The sequence below is a fragment of the Phyllobacterium endophyticum genome, from assembly GCF_003010935.1.
In the GTDB taxonomy this organism is placed as follows: domain Bacteria; phylum Pseudomonadota; class Alphaproteobacteria; order Rhizobiales; family Rhizobiaceae; genus Phyllobacterium; species Phyllobacterium endophyticum.
The window spans coordinates 1,640,996-1,663,671 of the sequence record NZ_PGGN01000001.1; the positions used below are offsets into that span (position 1 = coordinate 1,640,996).

Consider the following 22,676-nt stretch of genomic DNA (forward strand, 5'->3'; position numbering starts at 1 on the left):
TGGGGGTATGTCTCACCCATGGTTTTCTGGATTTCCGCTGCTGTTCTTACCGTAGTTGCGACGCTGCTTGTGCTTCTGCCGTTGACGCGGCGCATCCATGCGCCCGTCTCGGACAATCAATATGATGTCGAGGTCTACCGCGATCAGCTGCGCGAACTCGATGCCGATGAAAAGCGCGGTCTCATCGACCCTGCCAGCAGCGAGCAGGCACGCGCCGAAATCGGACGCCGCCTTCTTAAATCAGCCAAGGCTGTCGAGGAGGACAAGGCGCTCGTCCGGCCGACGAAAAGCGCAACGCGCGAGTGGCTCACGCTCGCAACAGTTCTCGCCATCCCGTTGATTTCCTGGGGGATATACGCGAAGACGGGCTCGCCTGACTTGCCGGCGCAACCCTTGGCTGAACGCCTCGCGAAGCCGGCGGACCAGAGCACGCCCGCAGAACTGATCGCGCGCGCCGAAGCCCACCTCACGCTCAACCCGGACGATGGTCAAGGCTGGGAGGTGCTTGCGCCAATATATTTGCGGCTTGGCCGCCCGGCCGATGCCGTGACCGCCTACAGGCACGCGATCCGCCTCAATGGCGACAGCGCAGCGCGCCAGCTCGGACTGGGTCAGGCGATGGCAGCCGCTGCCGATGGAAAGATCACTCCTGAAGCCGAGGCGGTGTTGAAGCATGCTCTTGAACTCGATCCGAGCGATATGCGGCCGCAATTCTACATCATCGATGGCTGGATGCAGCAGGGCCGCCTGCCGGAGGCGCGGGATCTTATCCGTAAGCTCCTGGCGGAGGCGCCTGCGGATGTTCCCTGGCGCGATCAGGCGCAGGCCGCCTTGACGAGGCTTGATCAAGAGATTGCAGGTGATGCGCCCGACGTCAGCGACGTGGAGAAAACGGGTCCCGATGCTTCGCAGGTCGAGGCCGCAGCGGGCATGAACAACCAGGATCCCGCCGCGATGATCGAAGGCATGGTGGCGAACCTTGCCGAGAAATTGAAACAATCGCCTGACGATATCGAAGGCTGGGAACGGCTCGTCCGGTCCTATGTGGTTCTCAACCGGCCCAACGACGCGCTTGACGCATTGGCGCGGGCGAGAAAAGCGCTGGCTGCGGACAAGATCGCAAGACTGGACGCGGTGGCGAGCGAACTCGGCCTTGCGGACGAACCGGACCAACCGGAGACCAATCGATGACGCGCAAACAGAAGCGGCTCTCGGTAATCGGCGGCGGACTGCTTGTTCTGGCGGTTGCGGCGGCCCTGGTGCTATTCGCGCTGCAGCAGAAGATCGCGTTTTTTCGCATGCCTTCCGATATTCAGTCGTCCGATGTGGAATCGGAGTCGCGTTTCCGTCTCGGCGGTCTCGTAGAAAAGGGCAGTGTCGTACGCGGCGATGGCACGAAGATCAGGTTCTCGGTCACGGACCATGTAAAAAGTGTTCCGGTGACCTATGATGGCATTCTGCCGGATTTGTTCCGCGAGGATCAAGGCGTCGTTATCGAAGGCAAGTTCATGCCTGGCGGTGCTTTCGTGGCCGACAGCGTTCTAGCCAAACACGACGAGAATTACATGCCGAAGGAAGTTGCCGACAGCCTGAAGGCCAAGGGCGTCTGGCAGGGGGAGGCCAAGCAGCCGTGACCGTCGAACTCGGACATTTCGCGCTGGTATTGGCGCTGGCGCTATCGATCATCCAGGCTGTGTTGCCTGTGCTTGGCGCACGTCGCAACGATGACCGCATGATGGCTGTCGCGGTCCCCGCTTCATTCACTGTGTTTGCCCTGATCGCGCTTTCTTTTGCGGCGCTCACCTCTGCCCACGTTCTATCGGACTTTTCGGTGCAGAATGTCTTTGAAAACTCGCACTCGCAAAAGCCGATGCTCTACAAGTTCACGGGAGTCTGGGGCAACCACGAAGGCTCGATGCTGCTCTGGGTTTTGATCCTGAGCTTCTTCACCGCTCTCGTCGCCTATTTCGGCAATAATCTGCCGCCGGCGCTGAAGGCCAATGTCCTCGGCGTACAAGCCTGGATCGGCAGTGCCTTCCTGCTCTTCATCGTCGGCACGTCCAATCCCTTCGCGCGGCTCAATCCTGCCCCGGTGGAAGGGCGGGACCTCAACCCGATCCTCCAGGATATCGGCCTCGCCATTCACCCGCCCATGCTTTACCTCGGCTATGTCGGCTTTTCCGTGTGCTTCTCCTTTGCGGTTGCGGCGCTGATCGACGGCCGCATCGACGCCGCCTGGGCGCGCTGGGTGCGGCCCTGGACACTGACTGCCTGGATATTCCTGACCGGCGGTATCGCAATGGGCTCCTACTGGGCCTATTATGAGCTCGGCTGGGGTGGTTGGTGGTTCTGGGATCCTGTCGAAAACGCATCGTTCATGCCCTGGCTTGCAGGAACGGCGCTGCTGCATTCGGCGCTGGTCATGGAAAAGCGATCGGCATTGAAAATCTGGACAATTCTCCTTGCGATTCTGACTTTCTCACTCTCGCTGCTCGGCACATTCCTTGTGCGCTCGGGCGTGCTGACGTCGGTGCATACATTTGCCACAGATCCCGGCCGTGGGCTGTTCATCCTGGCGATCCTCGTGCTCTTCATCGGCGGTTCGCTTGCGCTGTTCGCCTGGCGAGCGCAGACGCTGGCTCCGGGTGGCCTGTTTCAGCCTATTTCGCGCGAGGGTGCGCTGGTTTTCAACAATCTGTTTTTGACCACCGCGGCCGCGACCGTGCTGATCGGCACGCTTTATCCCTTGCTGCTGGAATCGCTGACCGGCGAGAAGATTTCCGTTGGTGCACCATTCTTCAATCTGACTTTCGGGCCGTTGATGATCCCGCTGCTGGCCGCCGTTCCATTCGGGCCGCTTTTGGCATGGAAGCGCGGCGATATCCTCGCCGTGGCGCAACGGTTGATGACGGCTTTTTTCCTCGCACTGCTTGTCGTGGCACTGGTTCTTTACAAAACCTCCGCATCTGGCGTGCTGGCGGCCTTCGGCATCGGCCTCGCTGCCTGGCTCATGCTGGGCGCCGTGACCGATATCTGGCTGAAAGCCGGCCTTGGCAAGGCGTCGGCCCGTGCCACTTTTCAACGTATCATCGGTCTGCCGCGCTCGGTTTTCGGCACCGCATTTGCCCATTTTGGCCTCGGGGTCACCCTTCTTGGCATCGTTGCCACAACGACATTCGCAACTGAAAGCGTGCTGGTGATGAAGCCTGGCGATGGCATTCGCGCGGGTGGGTATACGCTGCGGTTCGATCGTGTCGATGCTGTGAAAGGTTCGAACTACACCGAGGACCAGGGCAGGTTCACAATCATGAACGACGAAGGGCAGCCGGTGACCGATCTTCTCTCGGCCAAGCGTTTCTTCCCTGTTCGCAAGATGCAGACGACCGAGGCTGGCATCAAGACATTCATGTTCAGTCAGCTTTATGTTTCGCTCGGCGATGCGGCCAAGGATGGCGGGATCGTGGTCAGGATATGGTGGAAGCCGCTGGTTACCCTGATCTGGCTCGGCGGGATGGTCATGATGATTGGCGGCTGCATGTCACTGCTCGACCGCCGGCTGCGCATTGGCGCGCCAAACAGGGCGAAGCGAAAGCCACAGCCAGCACGGACCGTCGCATGAGACGGCTGGTTGCAGCCCTGGCCCTCGGCCTCGCGCTTTGCTTTGCTGCAACTGGCGCGCAAGCCCTGTCGCCGGACGAGATGCTGTCCAACCCCGTGCTTGAAAAACGCGCCCGCAACATCTCAGCGGAATTGCGCTGCATGGTGTGCCAGAACGAATCAATCGACGATTCCAATGCCGATCTTGCCCGGGATCTGCGCGTGCTCGTTCGCGAAAGGCTGGTCGCCGGCGATACGGACGAGCAGGTGCTCGAATTCCTCGTGGCGCGCTATGGTGAATTCGTCCTGCTCCGGCCGCGCTTGCAGACGAGCACGCTGCTGCTCTGGGGGTTCCCCATCGTGGTTCTGCTTGCGGGCGGCGTTGCGATCATTATTTCGATCCGCCGGCGCCGCGCGACTTCAGTTGATACGGCGCCGCTTTCCGAGAAAGAGAATCAACAGCTGCACAAGCTCTTCACCGGGACCGGAGATTGAGCCTATTCGTCGGCGTAGCCAGACAGAACGGCCTTCACGTTCTCTCGGTGAACCGCCTCGTAGGGCGCAAAATACCGGATTGAACCTGAGCGCAGATCGTCGGCGATGAAGGCAGGAAGCTCCATGTTGGCAAGCTCGGGCTCGTGCCTCAGCCGCAGGAGTTTTTGCACGTAACTGCGTGTCGCTCCGATCAGGCCTGGCTCATAACCACCCGCGACGATAACCTCCTCCGCACCGTGGTTGGGCAGGATCTTTTCGAAGTTCCAGGTGGCAATGCGATCAAGATCACGCAGATGGTGTTCAAGTCGCTTTGGTTCAGCGACATAGGTGACAGGATCTTCGAGCGTGTCGCCGGCGAACATCAGCTTGAGGTGCGGCAGGATCATGATCGTCCCGTCATGGCTGTGAATATCGGCATGGCGCAATTCCACCTCGACCTCCCCAATTCTCAGTTGCAACGTCTCATGAAAAATGCGGTTCGGCATGATCAGCGGGTGAATCGGCGGTGTTCGATTTGCCAGATTGATGCGGTTGTTACGCATCGCCTGCTCGGTCAGATCATTGGCGATGATTTCGCAATCGGCAAAAACCTCGTTCCCGGCGATGTGGTCCGTGTGCCAGTGGCTGAGCACGACCCTTATATTGCGAACCCCGGCATCTTCCAGCGTTTTGCGGATGATCCTCGCATGGGGCAGCGAAATGCTCGTGTCATAGACCAGCGCCTCATGACCGGACACCACCGCGTAGGAACAAACCCCAAGTGAGTAGGCGCCATCGTCGAGCCAGTTCGGCTCATCCGAGTAAGCGCGCACCCCGTCTACGCGGCCATCATAGAAGGCGAGAACCCGGGGATAAGGCCGGTGAACGCGCAAGGTCGATCCGAGAGCTGACATGATGAACTCCAAAAGCTGTGTTTCGAATGTTCAGGTAAAAGTCGAAGAATTCAACCTGGAATATACGGAGTGGTGTAGAGAACGTGCAGATATCGGCAGTCCCGGTGCACAGCTACTAATTAAACTAAAGTTACACGCGTAAACTAATTTTTTTCATTGTGTCATATATCAGTCTGGTATATCTGAGCGTAATAATATTTGACGATGTCGTTGTGATTCTGGCTATATGTGCCAGAATGTACTTAACACGCTCGATTATTGTGAGCATCAGTATTCAGTTTTTCGTCCCATGGTAGTATAAATAACATACCTACACCATTGACGTGTGCATATTACCTAAAATATATATTCGGCGGAGCGATTATGAGAAATGTTATATTATTATTAAATCGATTAAGCGTAATACCTCAACTAGCGGCGAATATCGGCAAGACCGGTTTTGGGGCCGCCCCGCGTGGACGCTCGGCGCGTCGCCGCCTCATGGCGATGCTGCGCATGGCCTGCCGCTTGCTTGGTTTGAAACGCAACAAGGGACCGGGATTGCCGGGCCTCGCGGCTGCCGCGCTTGCGATGGGGGTTGGACTAGCGCAACAGGCCAATGCAGCCGATGGCGACGGGATATTCATCAACCCTGGCTCAGGTTTGACTTGTGGACTTATCAGTATGCGACCCACCCCTGTCCCGCTGATCGGGACGGTTTTCGTATCACCTCCCGTATTGACGAATGTCGCAGGCGTTACGTCGAACTGTTCGCCGGATACGAAGAATACGCAAATAGACCACGTATTGTTCTTTAATTCGACCCCCAATGGCCTCTCCTCCAACTCTCTCACACTTGGCGGCGAGCTTTACGTCAATGGGGGCTTTATCGGGCTGAACAATCAGACGACAAAGAGCATGGCGATCGGTGACGCGGCAACCCAGGCACTGGGATACGGCTCAATCGCGTTTGGCAACAATGCGCGCAGCACATCACAAGGAAATATCTCCATCGGTCGGAATGCGCAGACCGGTTATATCTCGACCGGACCGAGCCTGCCAACGGATAAGGACGATACGCTTCTGGAGTCGATAGCAATTGGTGCAAACGCACAAGCCATTGAAGAGTTTAGCGTCGCCCTCGGCCGCTATGCAGTTACCGAGGATAAGAAGAGCTTCGCAACGGCTCTTGGAGCCAATTCCATTGTCAAGGTTGGGGGCGGCGTGGCCCTCGGCGCGGGTGCCGTGTCAGAAGAAGCGGTCGCTGTTGGCGACGTAACTATCAATGGAAAACCATACACTTTTGCGGGCATCGCCGATAAGGCGGATCCAGCCGGGGCCGGGACTGGTACTGCTGTGCCAGGCACGGTCAGCATCGGACGGTTTGATCAGAGACGCCAACTGACCAATATGGCTGCTGGCCGAATTAGTAAGACGAGCACGGACGGCATCAACGGTTCGCAGCTCTTTGCAACGAATTCGGCGGTTGGCACCTTGGGCGATAGGGTGACCGCCAATGAGACGGCTATTAACAAGAACACAGGCGATATCACTACGAACACAAGCAATATCGCCAATATTACGAACGGCAAGGCCGGACTCGTGCAACAGGCACTGCCGGGGGCAAACATCACTGTTGCTGAGGGACTCGATGGCGCGGCCGTCGATATTGCCGGAACGACCGCCGGCAAGAAAGGGCCGCGCAGGTTGATCAATCTTGATGCTGGCGTTGATGCTACGGATGCAGTCAATGTGGGGCAACTGACGACGGTCGACAACAAGGTGACCGGGCATGAGACGCGCATTACGAAGAATGAAGGTAATATCACCAGTATAACCAACAATGTCGGCAATTTGACCGACCGCGCCGTGCAATATGACGGCAAGATCGGCGACCCAAAGACTCGCATCACGCTGCTGGGGGCAGGTGGCACGACCATCGGCAATCTCGCCAATGGCAAGATTGCGATCGATTCACTTGAAGCGGTCAACGGCTCGCAGCTTTACGGTGTGAGCAATTCGACTGCCACGATCCTCGGCGGTGGGGCTGCAGTAAATCCAGACGGCACAGTCAAGTCGCCAACCTATACCATCCAGAACACGACGGTGAACACGGTCGAGGCGGCTTTGAGGGGCCTGGACACCCAGGTGACGACGAATACGGGTGCCATCAATACGATCAATACGAACATCGGCAACTTGAAAAACGATGCGCTGCTTTGGGATGCGACTACCAACGCGTTCTCGGCAAATCATGGCGGGGCAGGGCCGAACAAGATCGCCAATGTCAAGGCCGGCGAGAACGACACGGACGCAGTGAATGTCGGTCAGTTAAGCGGCCTCAAGGATGTCGGAACAGCGGCGGTGAAATCGTTGGCCGACCGGTCGCTGCAATATTCCTGGACCGACACCAACAATAATAGCCTGGTCGATCAGGGTGAGGTGGACTACACAAAGTCGAAGCTGAGGGGCCAGGATAGCTCCGGCAAAGACGTGGGCACGACCATCGGCAATCTCGCCAATGGCAAAATCGCGATCGATTCACTTGAAGCGGTCAACGGTTCGCAGCTTTTTGGTGTGAGCAATTCGACTGCCACGATCCTCGGCGGTGGGGCTGCAGTAAATCCAGACGGCACAATCAAGTCGCCAACCTATACCATCCAGACCAAGGACGTGCACACGGTCGCGGAGGCTCTTGGGCACTTGGATACCCAGGTTACGACGAATACGGGTGCCATCACCACGATCAACACGAACATCGGCAACTTGAAAAACGATGCGCTGCTGTGGGATGCGACTACCAACGCGTTCTCGGCAAATCATGGCGGATCGGGGCCGAACAAGATCGCCAATGTCAAGGACGGCGAGAACGACACCGATGCAGTCAATTTCGGGCAACTCAGGGGGCTGGCGACGACCGGGAAGTCACTTGGCGATGTTGCCGTGAAATATGCCTGGGACGACAAGAACGGAAATGGCGAACTCGACCCCGGAGAGATCGTGGACTATAGCAAGATCAAGCTGGCCGGTGCAGGGGCAACTGGTACAGTCATCTCCAATCTCGCCAATGGCAGGGTGGCAATCGATTCTCTGGATGCGGTCAACGGCTCGCAGCTTTGGTCCACGTCGAACAGCTTCGCGACCTTCCTTGGCGGCGGTACGGCCATCAGCGGCGGCGGTCTCCTCAAGGGTCCGACTTACAATATTGCAAGTATCGCCGGGGATGGTACGACGGGCGCAGTCAACGTGTTCACCAATGTCGGCGATGCCCTTGGCGGCCTGAACAGCAATATCACCAACGTCAATGATCTGGTCACAAACCTCAACACTCGGTTCGAAGCTTCGCGGCTCGACGCCTTGCGCTGGGACGAGGGCAAGAAGAGCTTCACCGCAGTTCACGGCGGCGGTGGCGGCGGAACCAAGATTGCGCCCGTCAATCCGGTTGCGAGCGGTACCAACAAGATTACCGATCTCCAGGCAGGTGACGTGAATCCGACATCCACAGATGCAGTGAATGGTTCGCAATTGCACGATACCAACCAGAAGATCGCAGTGCTGGACGAGAATGCGGTCAAATACAAGCTCAATCCCGATGGCAGCAAGACCAATGAAGTTTCATTGCAGGGTGCAGATCCGAATGCGCCGGTCCTGATCAGCAATCTTCAAGCGGGCAAGGCGGACAATGATGCTGTCAATGTCAGGCAGCTCAAGGCCGAGACCGCCAACCTCGGCAATGTGTATCTCGATCAATCGAAGGCTTACACCAATACTGTGACAGCTAGCACGCTGAACCAGTCGACCAGCTACACCGATAGCAAGATCACCAATGTCAACGGCAGGATCGATAAGCTTACAACTGATGTGAATGACGGATTTGCGCGCCTTTCATCGGATATCGGTGTGGCACGAAAGGAAGCCTACCAGGCTGCCGCGATCGGTCTGGCTGCCTCGTCCCTGCGCTATGACAGTACGCCCGGAAAGTTGAGTGTTGCCATGGGCGGCGGTGTCTGGAGAGATCAGGCTGCCATGGCCTTCGGCGCGGGTTACACCAGCGAATCAGGCAAGGTCCGCGCCAATGTCACTGGTGCAGCCAGCGATGGTCAAGTCGGTGTTGGTGCAGGTGTCAGCTTCACTCTCAACTAGGGGCAGGACCGTTATCGTGTTCAGACAAGCTGTGAAACGCCCCTTCTTTCTGGCTTGTCTGCTCCTGTCCGGTTGGTCGTCCCCTCCCGCTGCCGGACAGGAGGCTATCTCGTCAGCATTCTCGATCAAGCCATCGGAAGTATCCATTCCCGATGGAGCGGAACTCGGCAAATACCGCCGTATCATCCACCCATTTCAAAATTGGGAACTGCGCTGCGATGAAAACCTCAAGACCAGGAAGAAGATTTGCAACGTTACCCAAACAATCCTGGACGCCGATGGCCAGTTTGCTTTCAGCTGGTCGCTGGCGGCGAGCGAAGGCGGCAAGCCATTGATGATCTTGCGCACGCGGTATGAACCGGGTGCCAGCAGGTATCTGCATTTGGAGTTGTCCGGACGGAACGAGCCGGTGACGATCCCTGCCGAAGGCTGCGATGGCAAGGTCTGCGTGGCGTACCTGCCTGTCGGCCCGCTCTTGCGTGAGCAAATCGCCAAAGAGGCAGATGTAAGGATTTCATATGATAATGCAGCAGGGACGGCCATTGTCCTCGATGCGCCACTGGCGGGCTTGTCGGCCGCGCTGGCGGCGATCAAGTAACGGGAAGTTTGCGGAAAAACACGCGGCAAACCTTACAAATTTGTCATGATGCGGAAATAGCAGCGTAAGGTTCCTATCTGTATCACTGGTGTTACAAGTCGATCCAAAGGTCGACCAGATATCCAAGGAGATACATACATGTCGAACAAACGTAAGTCCTCTGTTTACCGCACGGGCATTGCAGCAGCCCTGTTGTCTTCAGCTCTCGCCGGGGGCTTTCTGGCAACCGGCCCGCTTAGCGCGATCGGCCCTGCACAGGCCGAGGCTGTGCGTGTAGATGCTCCGCAACAGCCAGGCTTTGCCGATGTTGTCGAGAAGGTCAGCCCCGCTGTCGTCAGCGTTCGCGTCAAGAGCGCTATCCACGACACCGCCGACGATGGTTCTGGCATCCCCGGGCTCGACCAGTTGCCCGACGACAACCCCATGAAGCGCTTCTTCTACGAGTTCGGTCAGCGTCCCGGCCCGCGTGGCATGGAGCCGCGCAAATCGCCGCGCGATCACAATCGTCCGGACCGCGTTCGCCCGACCGCTCAGGGCTCAGGGTTCTTCATCTCTGAAGACGGTTACCTCGTGACCAATAATCACGTGGTCGAGGATGGCAGTGCCTATACGGTCGTGCTGAATGACGGCACCGAACTTGACGCCAAGCTGGTCGGCAAGGACAAGCGCACCGATCTTGCTGTGCTCAAGGTCGATGACAAGCGCAAATTCACCTATGTGACATTCGGTGACGACAACCAGATCCGCGTAGGGCAGTGGGTGGTTGCAGTCGGCAATCCCTTCGGGCTTGGCGGTACTGTGACGGCTGGTATTGTCTCGGCCCGCGGCCGTGATATTGGAGCAGGCCCGTATGATGACTTCCTGCAGATCGACGCGGCCGTCAACCGGGGCAATTCCGGCGGTCCGGCATTCAATCTGAACGGTGAAGTCGTCGGCATCAACACCGCGATCTTCTCGCCTTCCGGCGGCAGTGTCGGTATCGCTTTCGCTATACCCGCGACCACTGCCAAGAACGTCGTCGACCAGTTGATCAAGACCGGTACTGTCTCTCGCGGCTGGATTGGCGTACAGATTCAGCCTGTCAGCAAGGAGATCGCCGAATCTCTTGGCCTTGCCGAAGAGAAGGGCGCACTTGTTTCAGAGCCACAGCCGGACGGCCCAGCGGCCAAGGCAGGCGTTCAGGCCGGTGATGTCATCACGGCGGTCAATGGCGAGACCGTCAGTGACCCGCGCGACCTCGCCAAGAAAGTCGCCGCGATCAGCGCTGGCAAGAATGCGGAACTGACCGTATGGCACAAGGGCGCAGCCAAGACCATCAGTGTCGCGGTCCAGCCTTATCCGCAAGACGAACAGCAGGCCAACGCCGCTCCGCAGTCGGAGGATCAGGCGACACCTTCGGCACTGGACGATTACGGCCTTACGGTCATGCCATCCGACGATGGCAAGGGCGTTGTGGTGACGGACGTCGACCGCCAGGGCGACGCTGCCGACAAGGGCATCACGACAGGTGACATCATCGTCTCTGTCAACAACAAGCCTGTGAAGACCGGAGCGGACATCAATACAGCGATTGCCGATGCGTCGAAGACGGGCCGCAAAGCCGTCCTTCTTCAGGTGCAGACAAACGACCAGTCGCGGTTTGTTGCCCTGCCGATCAATCAGGGCTGATCTTGCTCCGATAAAGGTTGCGGCGGCGCTGCATCCCCACCCCCGTTGGCGCCAAAGCACAAGGGCGGCAGATCCTTCGATAATCTGCCGCCCCTTTTCTTTCGCAGACACTTAACTCATTCATCAATTCCGGCTTAATGTGACGCCATGAAGATACTCGTAATCGAAGATGATCGCGAAGCTGCCCGCTATCTGGAAAAGGCCTTCGCCGAGGCGGGCCACTCGGCGGACATTGCAGGCGATGGTGAAACGGGTTACGCGCTCGCCGAACACGGCTCCTATGATGCGCTTGTTGTCGACCGCATGCTGCCCCGCCGCGATGGCCTCTCCGTGATTGCTGCTTTGCGGGCCCAGGGCAATGATACCCCGGCGCTGATACTTTCTGCTCTCGGCCAGGTAGACGATCGCGTCACCGGCCTGAGGGCGGGAGGCGACGACTATCTGACGAAGCCCTATGCCTTCTCCGAACTTCTGGCGCGCATCGAAGTGCTGCAAAGGCGATCGAGCCCCAAGGAGGCCGAGACTGTTTATCGTGTCGGCGATCTCGAACTCGACCGGCTGTCGCATACGGCCAAACGGGCAGGAAGGGTCATTGTTCTCCAGCCGCGCGAATTCCGCCTGCTGGAATATCTTATGCGCCATTCCGGACAGGTCGTGACGCGAACAATGCTGCTGGAGCACGTCTGGGACTATCATTTCGATCCACAGACCAATGTCATCGACGTGCATGTTTCCCGCTTGCGGGGCAAGATCGAAAAGGGCTTCGATACGCCCCTGCTGCACACCGTGCGTGGAGCCGGCTATATGCTGAAAGCCGCCGCCGGTACCGATGCATGAGCCGCTTCCGAACCATGATGAAGATGACAGCTGTGCGGCTGTCAGCCCTTTACCTGATATTGTTTACGATCTGCGCGCTGGTATTGGTGTTCTACATCACCAGCTCGTCCGTGCGTCTTTTGACCGCTCAGACGGAAACGGCAATCAATGAGGAAATCGAAAGCATCGGCCAAGCCTATCAGCGCGGTGGTATCGTTGGCCTTGTGCGCACGATTGACCGGCGCGGGCGGCAACCAGGAGCCTATCTATACCTCGTGACGGACCCGGTGGGGCGCATCGTTGCCGGCAATGTCCGGAGCATCGAAACCGGTGTGCTGCAGACTGAAGGCTGGATCAAGCGACCGATCACCTACGAACGTTATAACGAAGGCAACGACCCGGAGGTGCACACGGCCATTGCCCGCGTCATCGTCATGTCGAATGGCATCAGGGTCATGGTGGGCCGTGATCTCGGTGAACCGGAGCAGGTGCGGCTTGTCGTGCGCCGTGCCCTCATGGCGGCCCTCGGCATCATGGGCGTCGGTGCTTTCCTGATATGGTTCTTTGTTGGCCGCCGAGCGCTACAGCGTATCGATGAGGTATCCGTCGCGTCGCAGCGCATCATGGGCGGCGATCTGGCAGGCCGGCTTCCGGTGAGCGGATCCGGAGATGAGTTCGATCGTCTGGCGGAAAATCTCAATGGCATGCTGGCGCGTATCCAGGAATTGAACGAGGGAGTCAGGCATGTTTCCGACAATATTGCCCATGATCTGAAGACGCCGCTGACCAGGATGCATAATCGCGCCGAATCCGCACTGGCTGGCGCCAAGACCACGAAGGCCTATCGCGCAGCCATGGAAGGCATGATCAGCGACTCCGACCAATTGATCAGGACATTCAATGCCATCTTGATGATCTCGCGACTAGAGTCCGGTTATTCGACCGAGACGATGGAGCCTGTTGCGCTATCGACGATCGCCGAAGACGTGTTTGAGCTATACGAGCCGTCGGCCGAGGAAGCCGGCGTGAAACTGATACTCGGATCGCTGGATCAGACACCAGTCAGGGGCAACCGCGAACTGATCGGCCAGACCATTTCCAATCTGGTCGACAACGCAATCAAGTATGCGGGCGCCAGTGAAACTCCCGTCGAAGTAACGCTCAGCGTCAAGAAAGAGGGCGAAAAGATCGAGGTCGTTGTTGCCGACAACGGGCCCGGCATTCCGGCGGATCAAATGGGACGCGCCACAGAGCGGTTTGTTCGTCTCGAGGAAAGCCGCTCGCAACCGGGATCTGGCTTGGGATTGAGCCTTGCCAAGGCTGTGATGAAATTGCACGGTGGTACGCTGAAGCTGACGGATAATGCGCCGGGTTTGCGAGCTGCGCTTGTGTTTCCGGTGGGAGAGGAACATGCATGAGGGCAGGGGCGGCTGATCTTGAGGGTAAGCCTTTCTTTTCCAGCGAGATGCGTAAGCTGACGCCACTCGACAGTGAGAATGCTGCAGCACTTTTGCAGGAGCTTATCGAAAGTGCCTCCCAGAAACAGTGCTCCGGAATTGGTTCTCTGAACGACAACAAGTCCGCTGCGGGCTTCCTTTCCGTCGTCCTCGATCTCTCGCCCTATCTACGAAACGTCCTGCTGCGCCGCCCGGCAATTATCGAGCCATTGCTGGAAGAGCCACTTTCCACACGTCTCGAAAAACTGATGCAGGAGATCGCTTCATGTTCCCGGGGTGACAAGGTCACGGAAGCCGGCATCATGACGGAGCTCAGGCAACTGAAGCTGGAAAGCCACGTGCTGATCGCACTCGGCGATCTCTCCGGATTGTTCTCGATCAGCGAGACAACGCTGTGGCTGTCCCGGCTTGCCGAGGAATGCGTCGGTGCAGCTGTGCGATTTCTGCTGCGCGATGCACATGAAGCCGGCAAGCTCAAATTGCCCGATCCGACACACCCGACAAAGGACTCCGGCTGGATCATTCTGGCCATGGGTAAACTCGGTGCTTTCGAACTGAACTATTCGTCCGATATTGACCTCATCGTCTTTATCGACGAACGGAGCCCCGCCATTATCGACCCCTATGAGAATGTAGAGACCTTTTCGCGCCTGACGCGCCGCCTCGTCCGCATTCTGCAGGACCGCACGGCGGATGGTTATGTTTTTCGCACCGACTTACGGCTGCGGCCAGATCCAGGTTCAACTCCGCTTGCCATACCCGTTGTTGCTGCGCTCAACTATTACGAGGGCCGAGGGCAAAATTGGGAACGTGCTGCCATGATTAAAGCGCGTCCGGTGGCAGGCGATATCGATGCGGGAAAGCGTGTTCTGGCCGAGCTCGCGCCATATGTCTGGCGTAAGTACCTAGACTATGCAGCAATCGCCGACGTCCACTCTATCAAGCGGCAAATCCATGCACATAAAGGCCACGGCGAAGTTGCAGTGCGCGGCCACAATGTGAAACTCGGCCGCGGAGGTATTCGCGAGATCGAGTTTTTCGTGCAGACGCAGCAATTGATCGCCGGGGGCCGTTTCCCACAGCTGCGCGGATCGCGCACCGTCGATATGCTTGCGGCGCTGCATGGATTGGGTTGGATCAGCATCGAGGCACGCGATACTCTGGTGCAACATTATGGCTTCCTGCGTGACGTCGAGCACCGCATACAGATGATCGCCGACGAGCAGACGCATACGCTGCCGGAGGATGACGAGAATTTTCTGCGGGTGGCCCATATGATGGGTTACCAGGACGGCGAGACCTTCGCCGAGGATTTCAGGCACGCGCTACAGGCCGTCGAAATGCATTACGCTGCGCTGTTCGAGCAGGCGCAGGACCTGACTGGTGAGACCGGCAATCTGGTTTTCACCGGAGATGTGGATGATCCCGATACGCTCAAAACGCTGGAAAAATTTGGCTTCAAACGCCCGAGCGACATTTGCCGAGTGATCCGAACCTGGCATTTTGGCCGCTACCGCGCCACGCAGTCAGCCGAATCGCGCGAACGCCTGACAGAATTGACACCGGTCCTGCTCAGGGCATTCGGCGTGACCAGCCGGGCGGACGAGGCGTTGATGCGCTTCGACGAGATGATCAAGGGCCTGCCGGCGGGTATCCAGTTGTTCAGTCTGCTGCAATCCAATCCCCGTCTACTCGACTTGCTGGTGCTAATCATGGGCGCTGCGCCGCGGCTTGCAAGTATCATCACACGCAAGCCGCATATATTCGACGGAATGCTCGACCCTGCGATCTTCGCCGATGTACCGACGCGGGCCTATCTGGCCGAACGCCTTGAGGGCTTTCTCGGCCCCTCGAAGGTATTCGAGGACGTCCTCGATCGCCTGCGCATATTCGCCTCCGAGCACCGCTTTCTAATAGGAATACGGCTACTGACAGGGGCAATAGACGGCGCACGCGCGGGCAAGGCCTTCTCGGATCTTGCCGATCTGGTCATCGATCGTTCTTTGCGCGCTGTCATCGACGAATTTGCCAGCAAGCATGGGAAGATCGCAGGCGGTCGCATCGCCGTTCTCGGCATGGGAAAGCTTGGCAGCCGCGAACTGACAGCGGGCTCCGACGTCGATCTCATCCTGCTCTACGACCATGACGCCAACGCCGAAGAATCGGATGGCGGAAAGCCGCTCCCGGCGTCGCAATATTACATGCGACTGACCCAGCGATTGATCGCCGCGCTTTCCGCGCCGACCGCCGAGGGCGTTCTCTACGAGGTGGATTTCCGCTTGCGTCCCTCAGGCAACAAAGGTCCTGTCGCCACCCATATCGATGCGTTTCGCAAGTACCAGCGAACGGACGCCTGGACCTGGGAGCACATGGCGCTGACGCGCGCCCGGCCGGTTGCGGGGGATGCGGCCTTCTTCGGTGAAATCGAGCAGGAAGTTACCAACATCCTGGCGTTGAAGCGTGACACTGCAAGGATCGCCAAAGATGTCATCGACATGCGGGCGCTGATAGAGACAGAGAAGCCGCCGCGAGACGCATGGGATTTGAAGCTGGTACCTGGCGGTATCATCGACCTTGAATTCATCGCGCAGTTCGCCGTGCTTACCGGCAATGTGGAGGGGCCGGTTATCGCGCAATCGACGGCCGAGGTGCTGGGCAAACTCAATCCAGCCCTCGTAGACCCGGCGATGGCCGACGATCTGGTTCAAGCCGCCAACCTTTATACCAGTGTGACCCAACTCATCCGTCTCTGCCTCGACGATGACACCAGGCCCGAAGACTTTCCGCCCGGTCTTGGCGAATTGCTTTGCCGCGCCTGCGATCTGCCCGATATGAAGCGTGTCGAAAGCCAGCTGTCGGAGACCGCACGATCGGTGCGGAAGACATTCAATGCCCTGCTTAGGAGCATGCAAAAATCATAGCGCCTTGCAGATGCGGGCGGGCCTGTTGTGGCCGATTCAACTACTTCAATTCGCTGATCTGCAGAACGGCCATTCTCGCAGGGGCCTCGCCGGCGTTGCCGATCATTTCAGTCACACCGGCGAGTAGAAGAAATCCTTCGCCGGGCTGCAGCGTTCGCGTTGCCCCGCTTGACTTCAGTGTCAACGGACCGTCAACCGCTGCAATGTAGCTCGGGCCCTGCTCATTTAAAACCGTATCGCTGGCTCCTGAGCCCAGGGTCTTGATATACTGCTTCGCCTTGAAAGGTCGTTCCGTCACCTTCTGATTCCGAAATATGACCTTGAACGGGTTAGATGATGCAACATTTGCGATCATGCTGGTTGGAGCCCCCAATGCTGTGCAGATATCTCGGAAGGGCGCTCCGGCCCGCATGACATGAGTCGAGAGATAGTGCATCTCGCCCCCGTCAGTGTTTCCACCTGTATGGACGGTGAGATCGGGCACCAGGAAAGTTGCGTTCGTGGGGACTTTCGTCGTCGTGCCACCCTTTTCCGCCATCCACCAGAAGCCAGTGCCCTTGATAGTGGTCACGCACTCGATCCCGTCATGGACATGAGTTGGAAACAGGCCGTTTCCTTTCACCGCAGTGATCTCATACCACACGTCCCAATCACCAGTAATCGGAACCTCGACGTCACAAGTCCCCTCGGTGATGTTCGTGGGTGCGACTTGCTGTGCTTTCAAAGAGGCTGGAGGTGGTATGGCAACGGCACAACTCAAAAGCAGCAGGCATGAGAATTTCTTCAACATGACAGTTCTCCCCGTGTAGAAAGGAGGACTATACAGTAAAAATGAGCTATTTGATAGTTAGATATTCAAGAAATAATTCATTGGTTGTCCGCTATAAAGATATTTTGGTTGGTATACGAACAGAAACAATTGTACCGACGCCTTCTGTAGAGCGTATTTTCAAAGCTCCGCCATGAAGTTGCGTCAAGGAGCGAGAAATTGCGAGACCTAGTCCAGAACCTGCATGAGACTTTGTAAACTGATTTTCGACCTGTTCGAAAGGTTGCCCAATTTTCTTGAGCGCTTCTTTGGGTATACCGCAGCCGGTGTCCTCTATGGTAAAGACAAGTGCATCCGATACTTTTCGCGCGCGAACCGAGATACGCCCACCTTTGTCGGTGAACTTCACCGCGTTCGACAAGAGATTGATCAGGATTTGCTTGATGGCGCGGCGGTCGGCATTCAGTGTCACGGTTTCCGCGATCCTTGTCTCCACCTTCACATCTTTTTCCTGAGCCTGCAGCGACACAACGCGCACCGTCTCGCGGATCAGCGGGCAAAGGTCGATCTCCTCGCGGTCCAGCGAGAAATGCCCGGCCTCGATCTTAGACATGTCGAGTATGTCGTTGATCACGTTCAGAAGATAATTGCCGCTGGTATGAATATCATGGACATATTCCACGTAGCGGTCCGAACCGAGCGCGCCGAATGTGCCCGAATGCATGATCTCCGAGAAGCCGATGATGGCGTTGAGCGGGGTGCGCAATTCGTGTGACATATTGGCGAGGAACTCGGACTTTGCCCGGTTCGCCGCTTCGGCACGTTCCTTCTCGACGGCATATTTGCTGTTGAGTTCGGTAAGCTCCAGCGTACGCTCGATCTCGGACTTGCGGGCGAGACTGAGATCGTGAATCGTCGCCATGAGGCGGCGCTCGCTCTCGACCAGCCGTTCTTCATGGACTTTCAATTGCGTGATATCAGTGCCAACCGACACGAGCCCGCCATCCTGGGTTCGCCGCTCGTTGACCTGCAGCCATCGGCCATCGGCCAGTTGCCGCTCGAACGTCAGCGCGCCATTGCGCCCATTTGCGTTTGCCATGCGCTTTTCAAGCGCGACGGCACGGATGCGAGGCTCGAGCTCCTCGCGGCCGATGCCCGGCAGCAGGCACTCGTTGGCCAGCCCTGAATATTCGTTGAACTTGCTGTTCGACATGACAAGGCGATTGTCCGCGTCCCAAAGGACGAACGTTTCGGAGATGCTTTCTATCGCTTCCCGGATGCGTTGATCCGCCTGGGCCGTCGCCTGCACGAAACGGTGCTGCTCGCTGACGTCGACAGCCACCCCAACGAGATGCAGGTCGCCGACATTGGCATCCGCGACCTGCGCACGCACGCGCATCCATACCCATTGACCTTCCGCATGGCGCATGCGGAAGACACGGTCCATCTGGCTGATTTCGCCCGCGGCTACCTGCGCCGCAAGGCTATAGAGCTTATCGTCGTCCGGATGGATGATGGATGAAATATCACCGAGCGAAAGAATAGCATCGTGGGCTTCATAACCCAGCATTTCATACATGGACCGCGACCAGTACACCCGGCCGCGCGCCATATCCCAGTCCCACAAACCACAGCGGCCACGAGCCAGCGCCGTGTCGACCCGCGCCTGAGTGTGCTGGTAGAGTTCATCGGCATCCTGGGCACGAGCCGCCTGGCTGAAATAGGCGTAAAGCACGATGAGCATGATAGTTGCCGTACCCGCAAACATCGTGACGTTGACGGAAACGATGCGGCGCCACTCAGCGAAGACGGCGCCGACCGGATGCATGACGAACACAGAATAGGCGCCATTGCCGGAACGGGCGAAGGCGGCGAGGGCAGGGGTACCTTCGACCTTCACCGGCATCGCCCCGGCCCGGTCGCCGAAGAGGAAAAGCGGTTGCCCCTCGGTTACGAGACTTTCAAGATTCCTGTTGCGCCAGTGATCGCTGCTATCGGATGAAGCAACGATGCTGGCTTCGGCGTTGGTCACCGCGAACCACATGGCCGAGGGCACAAGCTCGCTCGCACGCATTTCGCTGATGATGTTCTGCAGATCGCCGGCGCTCAATTTCTGATTGCCATTCATGCGATTGTCTATGACGCTCGCAACATGACTGGCAGCCATCGACAATGTGGCACGGGCTGTGCGCTCCGTATCGTCACGCCAGTCAAGGAGCGACATGGAACGCGCCACGGCAAGCGCGAACAGGAACACGATGATGAGGGGCGGAATGGACCGGCGAAGATACGGTTCTGCGGCGAGCAATTTGCCATAGGCAGGATCGGCAAGAAGCTTTATGTGCCCCGAAATCCGGTTGCGCCCCCGCGCATTGCTCCGGCTTCTGGCATAATTCTTCCCCGTCGGCGCGCGATACGCGTCCGCATTTGCCATTGAATGGCCCCCTCATTTTACCTTTATGATCAGTGATTTGCTTCGGCACGCCGCACATCCGAAGCACCTGTAGTGAATCAAAACTGATTCTGCGTGTCTAGTCCTTTTGTTAAATATTTATCAATACTTGTGGCGTCCAGAAACTATTAATAAACCGCGAGCTGTAACTCGTTGAATTGACTCGCAATACCCCCGGGCGATGCCCGAGGATGCACACGACAGAGGCAGTGGATAACCCTCGAGACGACGACTTAGGCGAGCGTTCTCTCCACGATATCCCGCACGTCGGTCGAAAGTCCGGTCTCAGTGGCAATGGTCGCCAGCGAATGACGGGCATGTTCGCGCCGCACCGGTTCAAAGGATCGCCATGAACGCATCGCCGTCAGAAGCCGAGCGGCAAGCTGCGGGTTCTTTTTGTCGATCGTTAGAATTGTCTCTGCAAAGAATGCATAGCCCGCGCCATCGGCACGATTGAAGCCTGTCTGATTGCCGCTGGAAAATGCGCCGATCAGGGCACGCGTTCGATTGGGATTATCGAGGGAGAACAGCTTGTGAGTCATCAGCTCACGAACCTTGTCCAATGCACCTTTCCCGGGCTGCATAGCCTGCACCACGAACCATTTGTCCATGACCAGCGGATCGTTGCCGAAACGCGCCTCGAACGCCTGCAGCGCGTGGTTTGTTGCATCGCTGTCGCCAAAGCGTTGGACGAGAACGCCAAGTGCCGCAGCCCGATCCGTCATGTTGTCCGCGTTCTTGAACTGCGCCGCGGCCCGCTTTGAACTGCCTTCGGCGATGCTGAGATAGTCGAGCAGCACATTGCGCAGAGCCCGCCGCCCGGCTCCAGCCGCATCCGGCTTGAACGAGCCCCTCTGCTCCAGTTCGTCATAGGCTTGTTCGAACTTTGCTGCATGCGCCTCTGCGACCGCACCGATAAGCGCATCGCGGCTGCCAAGAATGGCGTCGGGATCTATATTCGCACCGAGTTCACGTGCGATGTCGCTCTCGGACGGGATGCTGAGGCACAAAGCCCGGAACGCCTCATCCAGACTAATATTGAAGGCGATCTCGCCAAGCAGCTTGATGGATGAGTTTTCGATCGTCGCGGGCTTTCCCCCGCGCACGCGTTTCGCATTGCTCGTCAGCTTGGCGTTCAGCAATTGGGTGAGGGCTTGCCAGCGCGTCACTTCATCACTGTCGTTACGAGCAAGGAAGGCGAGGTCAGTCCGGGTCAACTCGCTCGTCAGGGTCACGGGGGCTGAAAAGCCGCGCAGCAGTGAAGGAACCGGCCGTTCCGAGATACCGGAAAAGCTGAAACGTTCCTTGCGCTTGCGCAGATGAATGACATCATCCCTGACCAGCCCGCCCTTTACCGAGCGAGGCTTTAGTTCACGCCCCTTGGCTCCGAGAAGCGCAAATTGCACGGGGATATGCATGGGCTTTTTCGACTGCTGTCCCGGTGTCGGCTTCAAAGACTGTTCGATTTCGATCTCGAAGCTCCTGGTTGCCTGATCGTAGTCATAGGTAATGGCGAGATTGGGTGTACCGGCCTGATCGTACCATAGCGCAAACTGGCTCAGGTCCTCGCCGGACGCATCTTCGAAGACCTTGATGAAGTCTTCGATGGTTGCCGCATCGCCATCGTGGCGTTCGAAATAAAGATCCATGCCCTTGCGGAAGAGGTCCGGCCCAAGAATGGTACGGATCATGCGTACGACCTCAGATCCCTTCTCGTAGACAGTCGACGTGTAGAAATTGTTGATTTCACGATACTGGCGCGGACGCACCGCGTGAGCGAGCGGCCCGGCATCTTCGGGAAATTGATGCGCCTTCAGGCCTTTCACTTCGGCGATGCGCTTGACGGCACGTGAACGCATGTCGGCGGAAAATTCGTGATCGCGGTAAACGGTCAGCCCTTCCTTGAGGCAAAGCTGGAACCAATCGCGGCAAGTGATTCTGTTTCCAGTCCAATTGTGGAAATACTCATGGGCAATGACCGCCTCGATACCCGCATAATCGGAATCTGTCGCAGTATCGGGATCCGCCAGAACATACTTGTCATTGAAGACGTTTAGCCCCTTGTTTTCCATCGCGCCCATGTTGAAATCGGACACGGCAACGATATTGAACACGTCAAGATCATACTCGCGGCCAAAAACCTCCTCGTCCCATTTCATCGAACGTTTCAGCGCATCCATGGCATATAAGGCGCGTGCCTCCTTGCCGTGTTCCACATAGATGCCGAGGTCCACATGACGGCCGGAGGCGGTGGTGAATGTATCGGTGATTACGCCCAGATCGCCCGCAACGAGTGCGAAGAGATAGGAAGGTTTCGGATGCGGGTCGTGCCAGATGGCAAAATGCCGGCCATCTGCAAGTATTCCTTTATCTCCAGGATTGCCATTCGATAGAAGCAGAGGTGCCTCGCTTTGCGCGGCTTCGACACGCACCGTGTACACAGAGAGCAGATCCGGGCGATCGAGAAAATATGTTATGCGGCGAAACCCTTCCGCCTCGCACTGGGTGCAATAAACGTTGCTCGACCGGTACAGTCCGGTCAATTGGCGGTTTGCCGTCGGATCCACCTCAGTTGTTATCTCGAGTGTGAAAACGCCATTGTCAGGCAAGCCGCGAATCTCCAGACGATCCGGCGTAGCCACATAGGCATTGTCGCCGAGAACAGCACCGTCGATTCTGACTTCAACAAGCTTGAGCTCATCCCCATCGAGGATGAGGGGAATTCCGGCGGCGACGCCTTCCCGGCGCTTGATCTGCAATGTGGACTTGACGATCGTGCGCTCGGAATGGAGGCGAAAATCGAGATGGGTTTCGGGAACGAGAAAATCGGTGGGCTTGTAATCTTCCAGATGAAATACCTGGCCAGTATCAGTGCGCATTGTCTAATT

Annotated in this window: 14 protein-coding genes; 10 read left to right on the top strand and 4 right to left on the bottom strand. The window is 57.6% G+C overall.

Translation table 11 applies throughout. The features are described from left to right. The first annotated feature begins 18 nt into the window (after positions 1 to 18). Genes ccmI through CU100_RS07715 form a run of 4 tightly spaced genes read left to right on the top strand, consistent with a single transcriptional unit; the run spans position 19 to position 4,092 of the window. On the top strand, positions 19 to 1,191 hold the full coding sequence (gene ccmI / locus CU100_RS07700) for a c-type cytochrome biogenesis protein CcmI (RefSeq protein ID WP_106715862.1): 1,173 nt from the start codon (positions 19 to 21) through the stop codon (positions 1,189 to 1,191). After that, positions 1,188 to 1,634: a cytochrome c maturation protein CcmE gene (gene ccmE, locus CU100_RS07705; RefSeq protein ID WP_106715863.1), complete on the top strand. Its 447-nt coding sequence runs from the start codon at positions 1,188 to 1,190 to the stop codon at positions 1,632 to 1,634. Before ccmI ends, ccmE begins: the two co-directional genes overlap by 4 nt. Further along, a complete protein-coding gene (locus CU100_RS07710; RefSeq protein ID WP_106715864.1) occupies positions 1,631 to 3,619 on the top strand; it encodes a heme lyase CcmF/NrfE family subunit in 1,989 nt (662 codons plus the stop codon). Before ccmE ends, CU100_RS07710 begins: the two co-directional genes overlap by 4 nt. Continuing rightward, positions 3,616 to 4,092, top strand: coding sequence for a cytochrome c-type biogenesis protein (locus CU100_RS07715; RefSeq protein WP_106715865.1), 477 nt, complete (start codon positions 3,616 to 3,618; stop codon positions 4,090 to 4,092). The genes CU100_RS07710 and CU100_RS07715 overlap by 4 nt, the downstream gene beginning before the upstream one ends. A 2-nt stretch (positions 4,093 to 4,094) precedes the next feature. Here the strand turns inward: CU100_RS07715 and CU100_RS07720 are convergent, their stop codons facing one another. Continuing rightward, entirely contained in the window at positions 4,095 to 4,985 is an 891-nt protein-coding gene (locus CU100_RS07720) for an MBL fold metallo-hydrolase (protein ID WP_106715866.1), read from the bottom strand. Positions 4,986 to 5,348: 363 nt separating this feature from the next. Between CU100_RS07720 and CU100_RS07725 the strand changes: the two genes are divergently transcribed. From CU100_RS07725 to CU100_RS07750, 6 genes are all read left to right on the top strand, one after another. Continuing rightward, entirely contained in the window at positions 5,349 to 9,107 is a 3,759-nt protein-coding gene (locus CU100_RS07725; RefSeq protein ID WP_146141815.1) for a YadA-like family protein, read from the top strand. 16 nt (positions 9,108 to 9,123) lie between these two features. Beyond that, the gene (locus tag CU100_RS07730) at positions 9,124 to 9,705 is read left to right on the top strand and encodes an invasion associated locus B family protein (RefSeq protein ID WP_106715868.1); all 582 of its coding nucleotides are present in this window, start codon (positions 9,124 to 9,126) and stop codon (positions 9,703 to 9,705) included. A gap of 138 nt (positions 9,706 to 9,843) precedes the next feature. Next, positions 9,844 to 11,373, top strand: coding sequence for a Do family serine endopeptidase (locus tag CU100_RS07735; protein ID WP_106715869.1), 1,530 nt, complete (start codon positions 9,844 to 9,846; stop codon positions 11,371 to 11,373). A 147-nt stretch (positions 11,374 to 11,520) separates the two neighbouring features. Continuing rightward, a complete protein-coding gene (locus tag CU100_RS07740; protein WP_106715870.1) occupies positions 11,521 to 12,210 on the top strand; it encodes a response regulator transcription factor in 690 nt (229 codons plus the stop codon). Continuing rightward, positions 12,207 to 13,607, top strand: coding sequence for a sensor histidine kinase (locus tag CU100_RS07745; RefSeq protein ID WP_106715871.1), 1,401 nt, complete (start codon positions 12,207 to 12,209; stop codon positions 13,605 to 13,607). Before CU100_RS07740 ends, CU100_RS07745 begins: the two co-directional genes overlap by 4 nt. After that, positions 13,604 to 16,567 carry a bifunctional [glutamine synthetase] adenylyltransferase/[glutamine synthetase]-adenylyl-L-tyrosine phosphorylase gene (locus CU100_RS07750; RefSeq protein WP_106715872.1) on the top strand — a complete coding sequence of 988 codons (2,964 nt, stop codon included), beginning with the start codon at positions 13,604 to 13,606 and terminating at the stop codon, positions 16,565 to 16,567. Before CU100_RS07745 ends, CU100_RS07750 begins: the two co-directional genes overlap by 4 nt. Positions 16,568 to 16,607: 40 nt before the next feature. On the opposite strand, the gene CU100_RS07755 is transcribed toward CU100_RS07750, so the two are convergent. From CU100_RS07755 to pepN, 3 genes are all read right to left on the bottom strand, one after another. Further along, a complete protein-coding gene (locus CU100_RS07755) occupies positions 16,608 to 17,357 on the bottom strand; it encodes a hypothetical protein (RefSeq protein ID WP_106715873.1) in 750 nt (249 codons plus the stop codon). Between the two features lie 91 nt (positions 17,358 to 17,448). Beyond that, on the bottom strand, positions 17,449 to 19,770 hold the full coding sequence (locus CU100_RS07760; protein ID WP_106715874.1) for a PAS domain-containing sensor histidine kinase: 2,322 nt from the start codon (positions 19,768 to 19,770) through the stop codon (positions 17,449 to 17,451). Between the two features lie 251 nt (positions 19,771 to 20,021). Continuing rightward, positions 20,022 to 22,667 (bottom strand): aminopeptidase N, encoded by a 2,646-nt coding sequence (gene pepN, locus CU100_RS07765; protein WP_106715875.1) that lies wholly within the window; start codon positions 22,665 to 22,667, stop codon positions 20,022 to 20,024. Positions 22,668 to 22,676 lie beyond the last annotated feature (9 nt).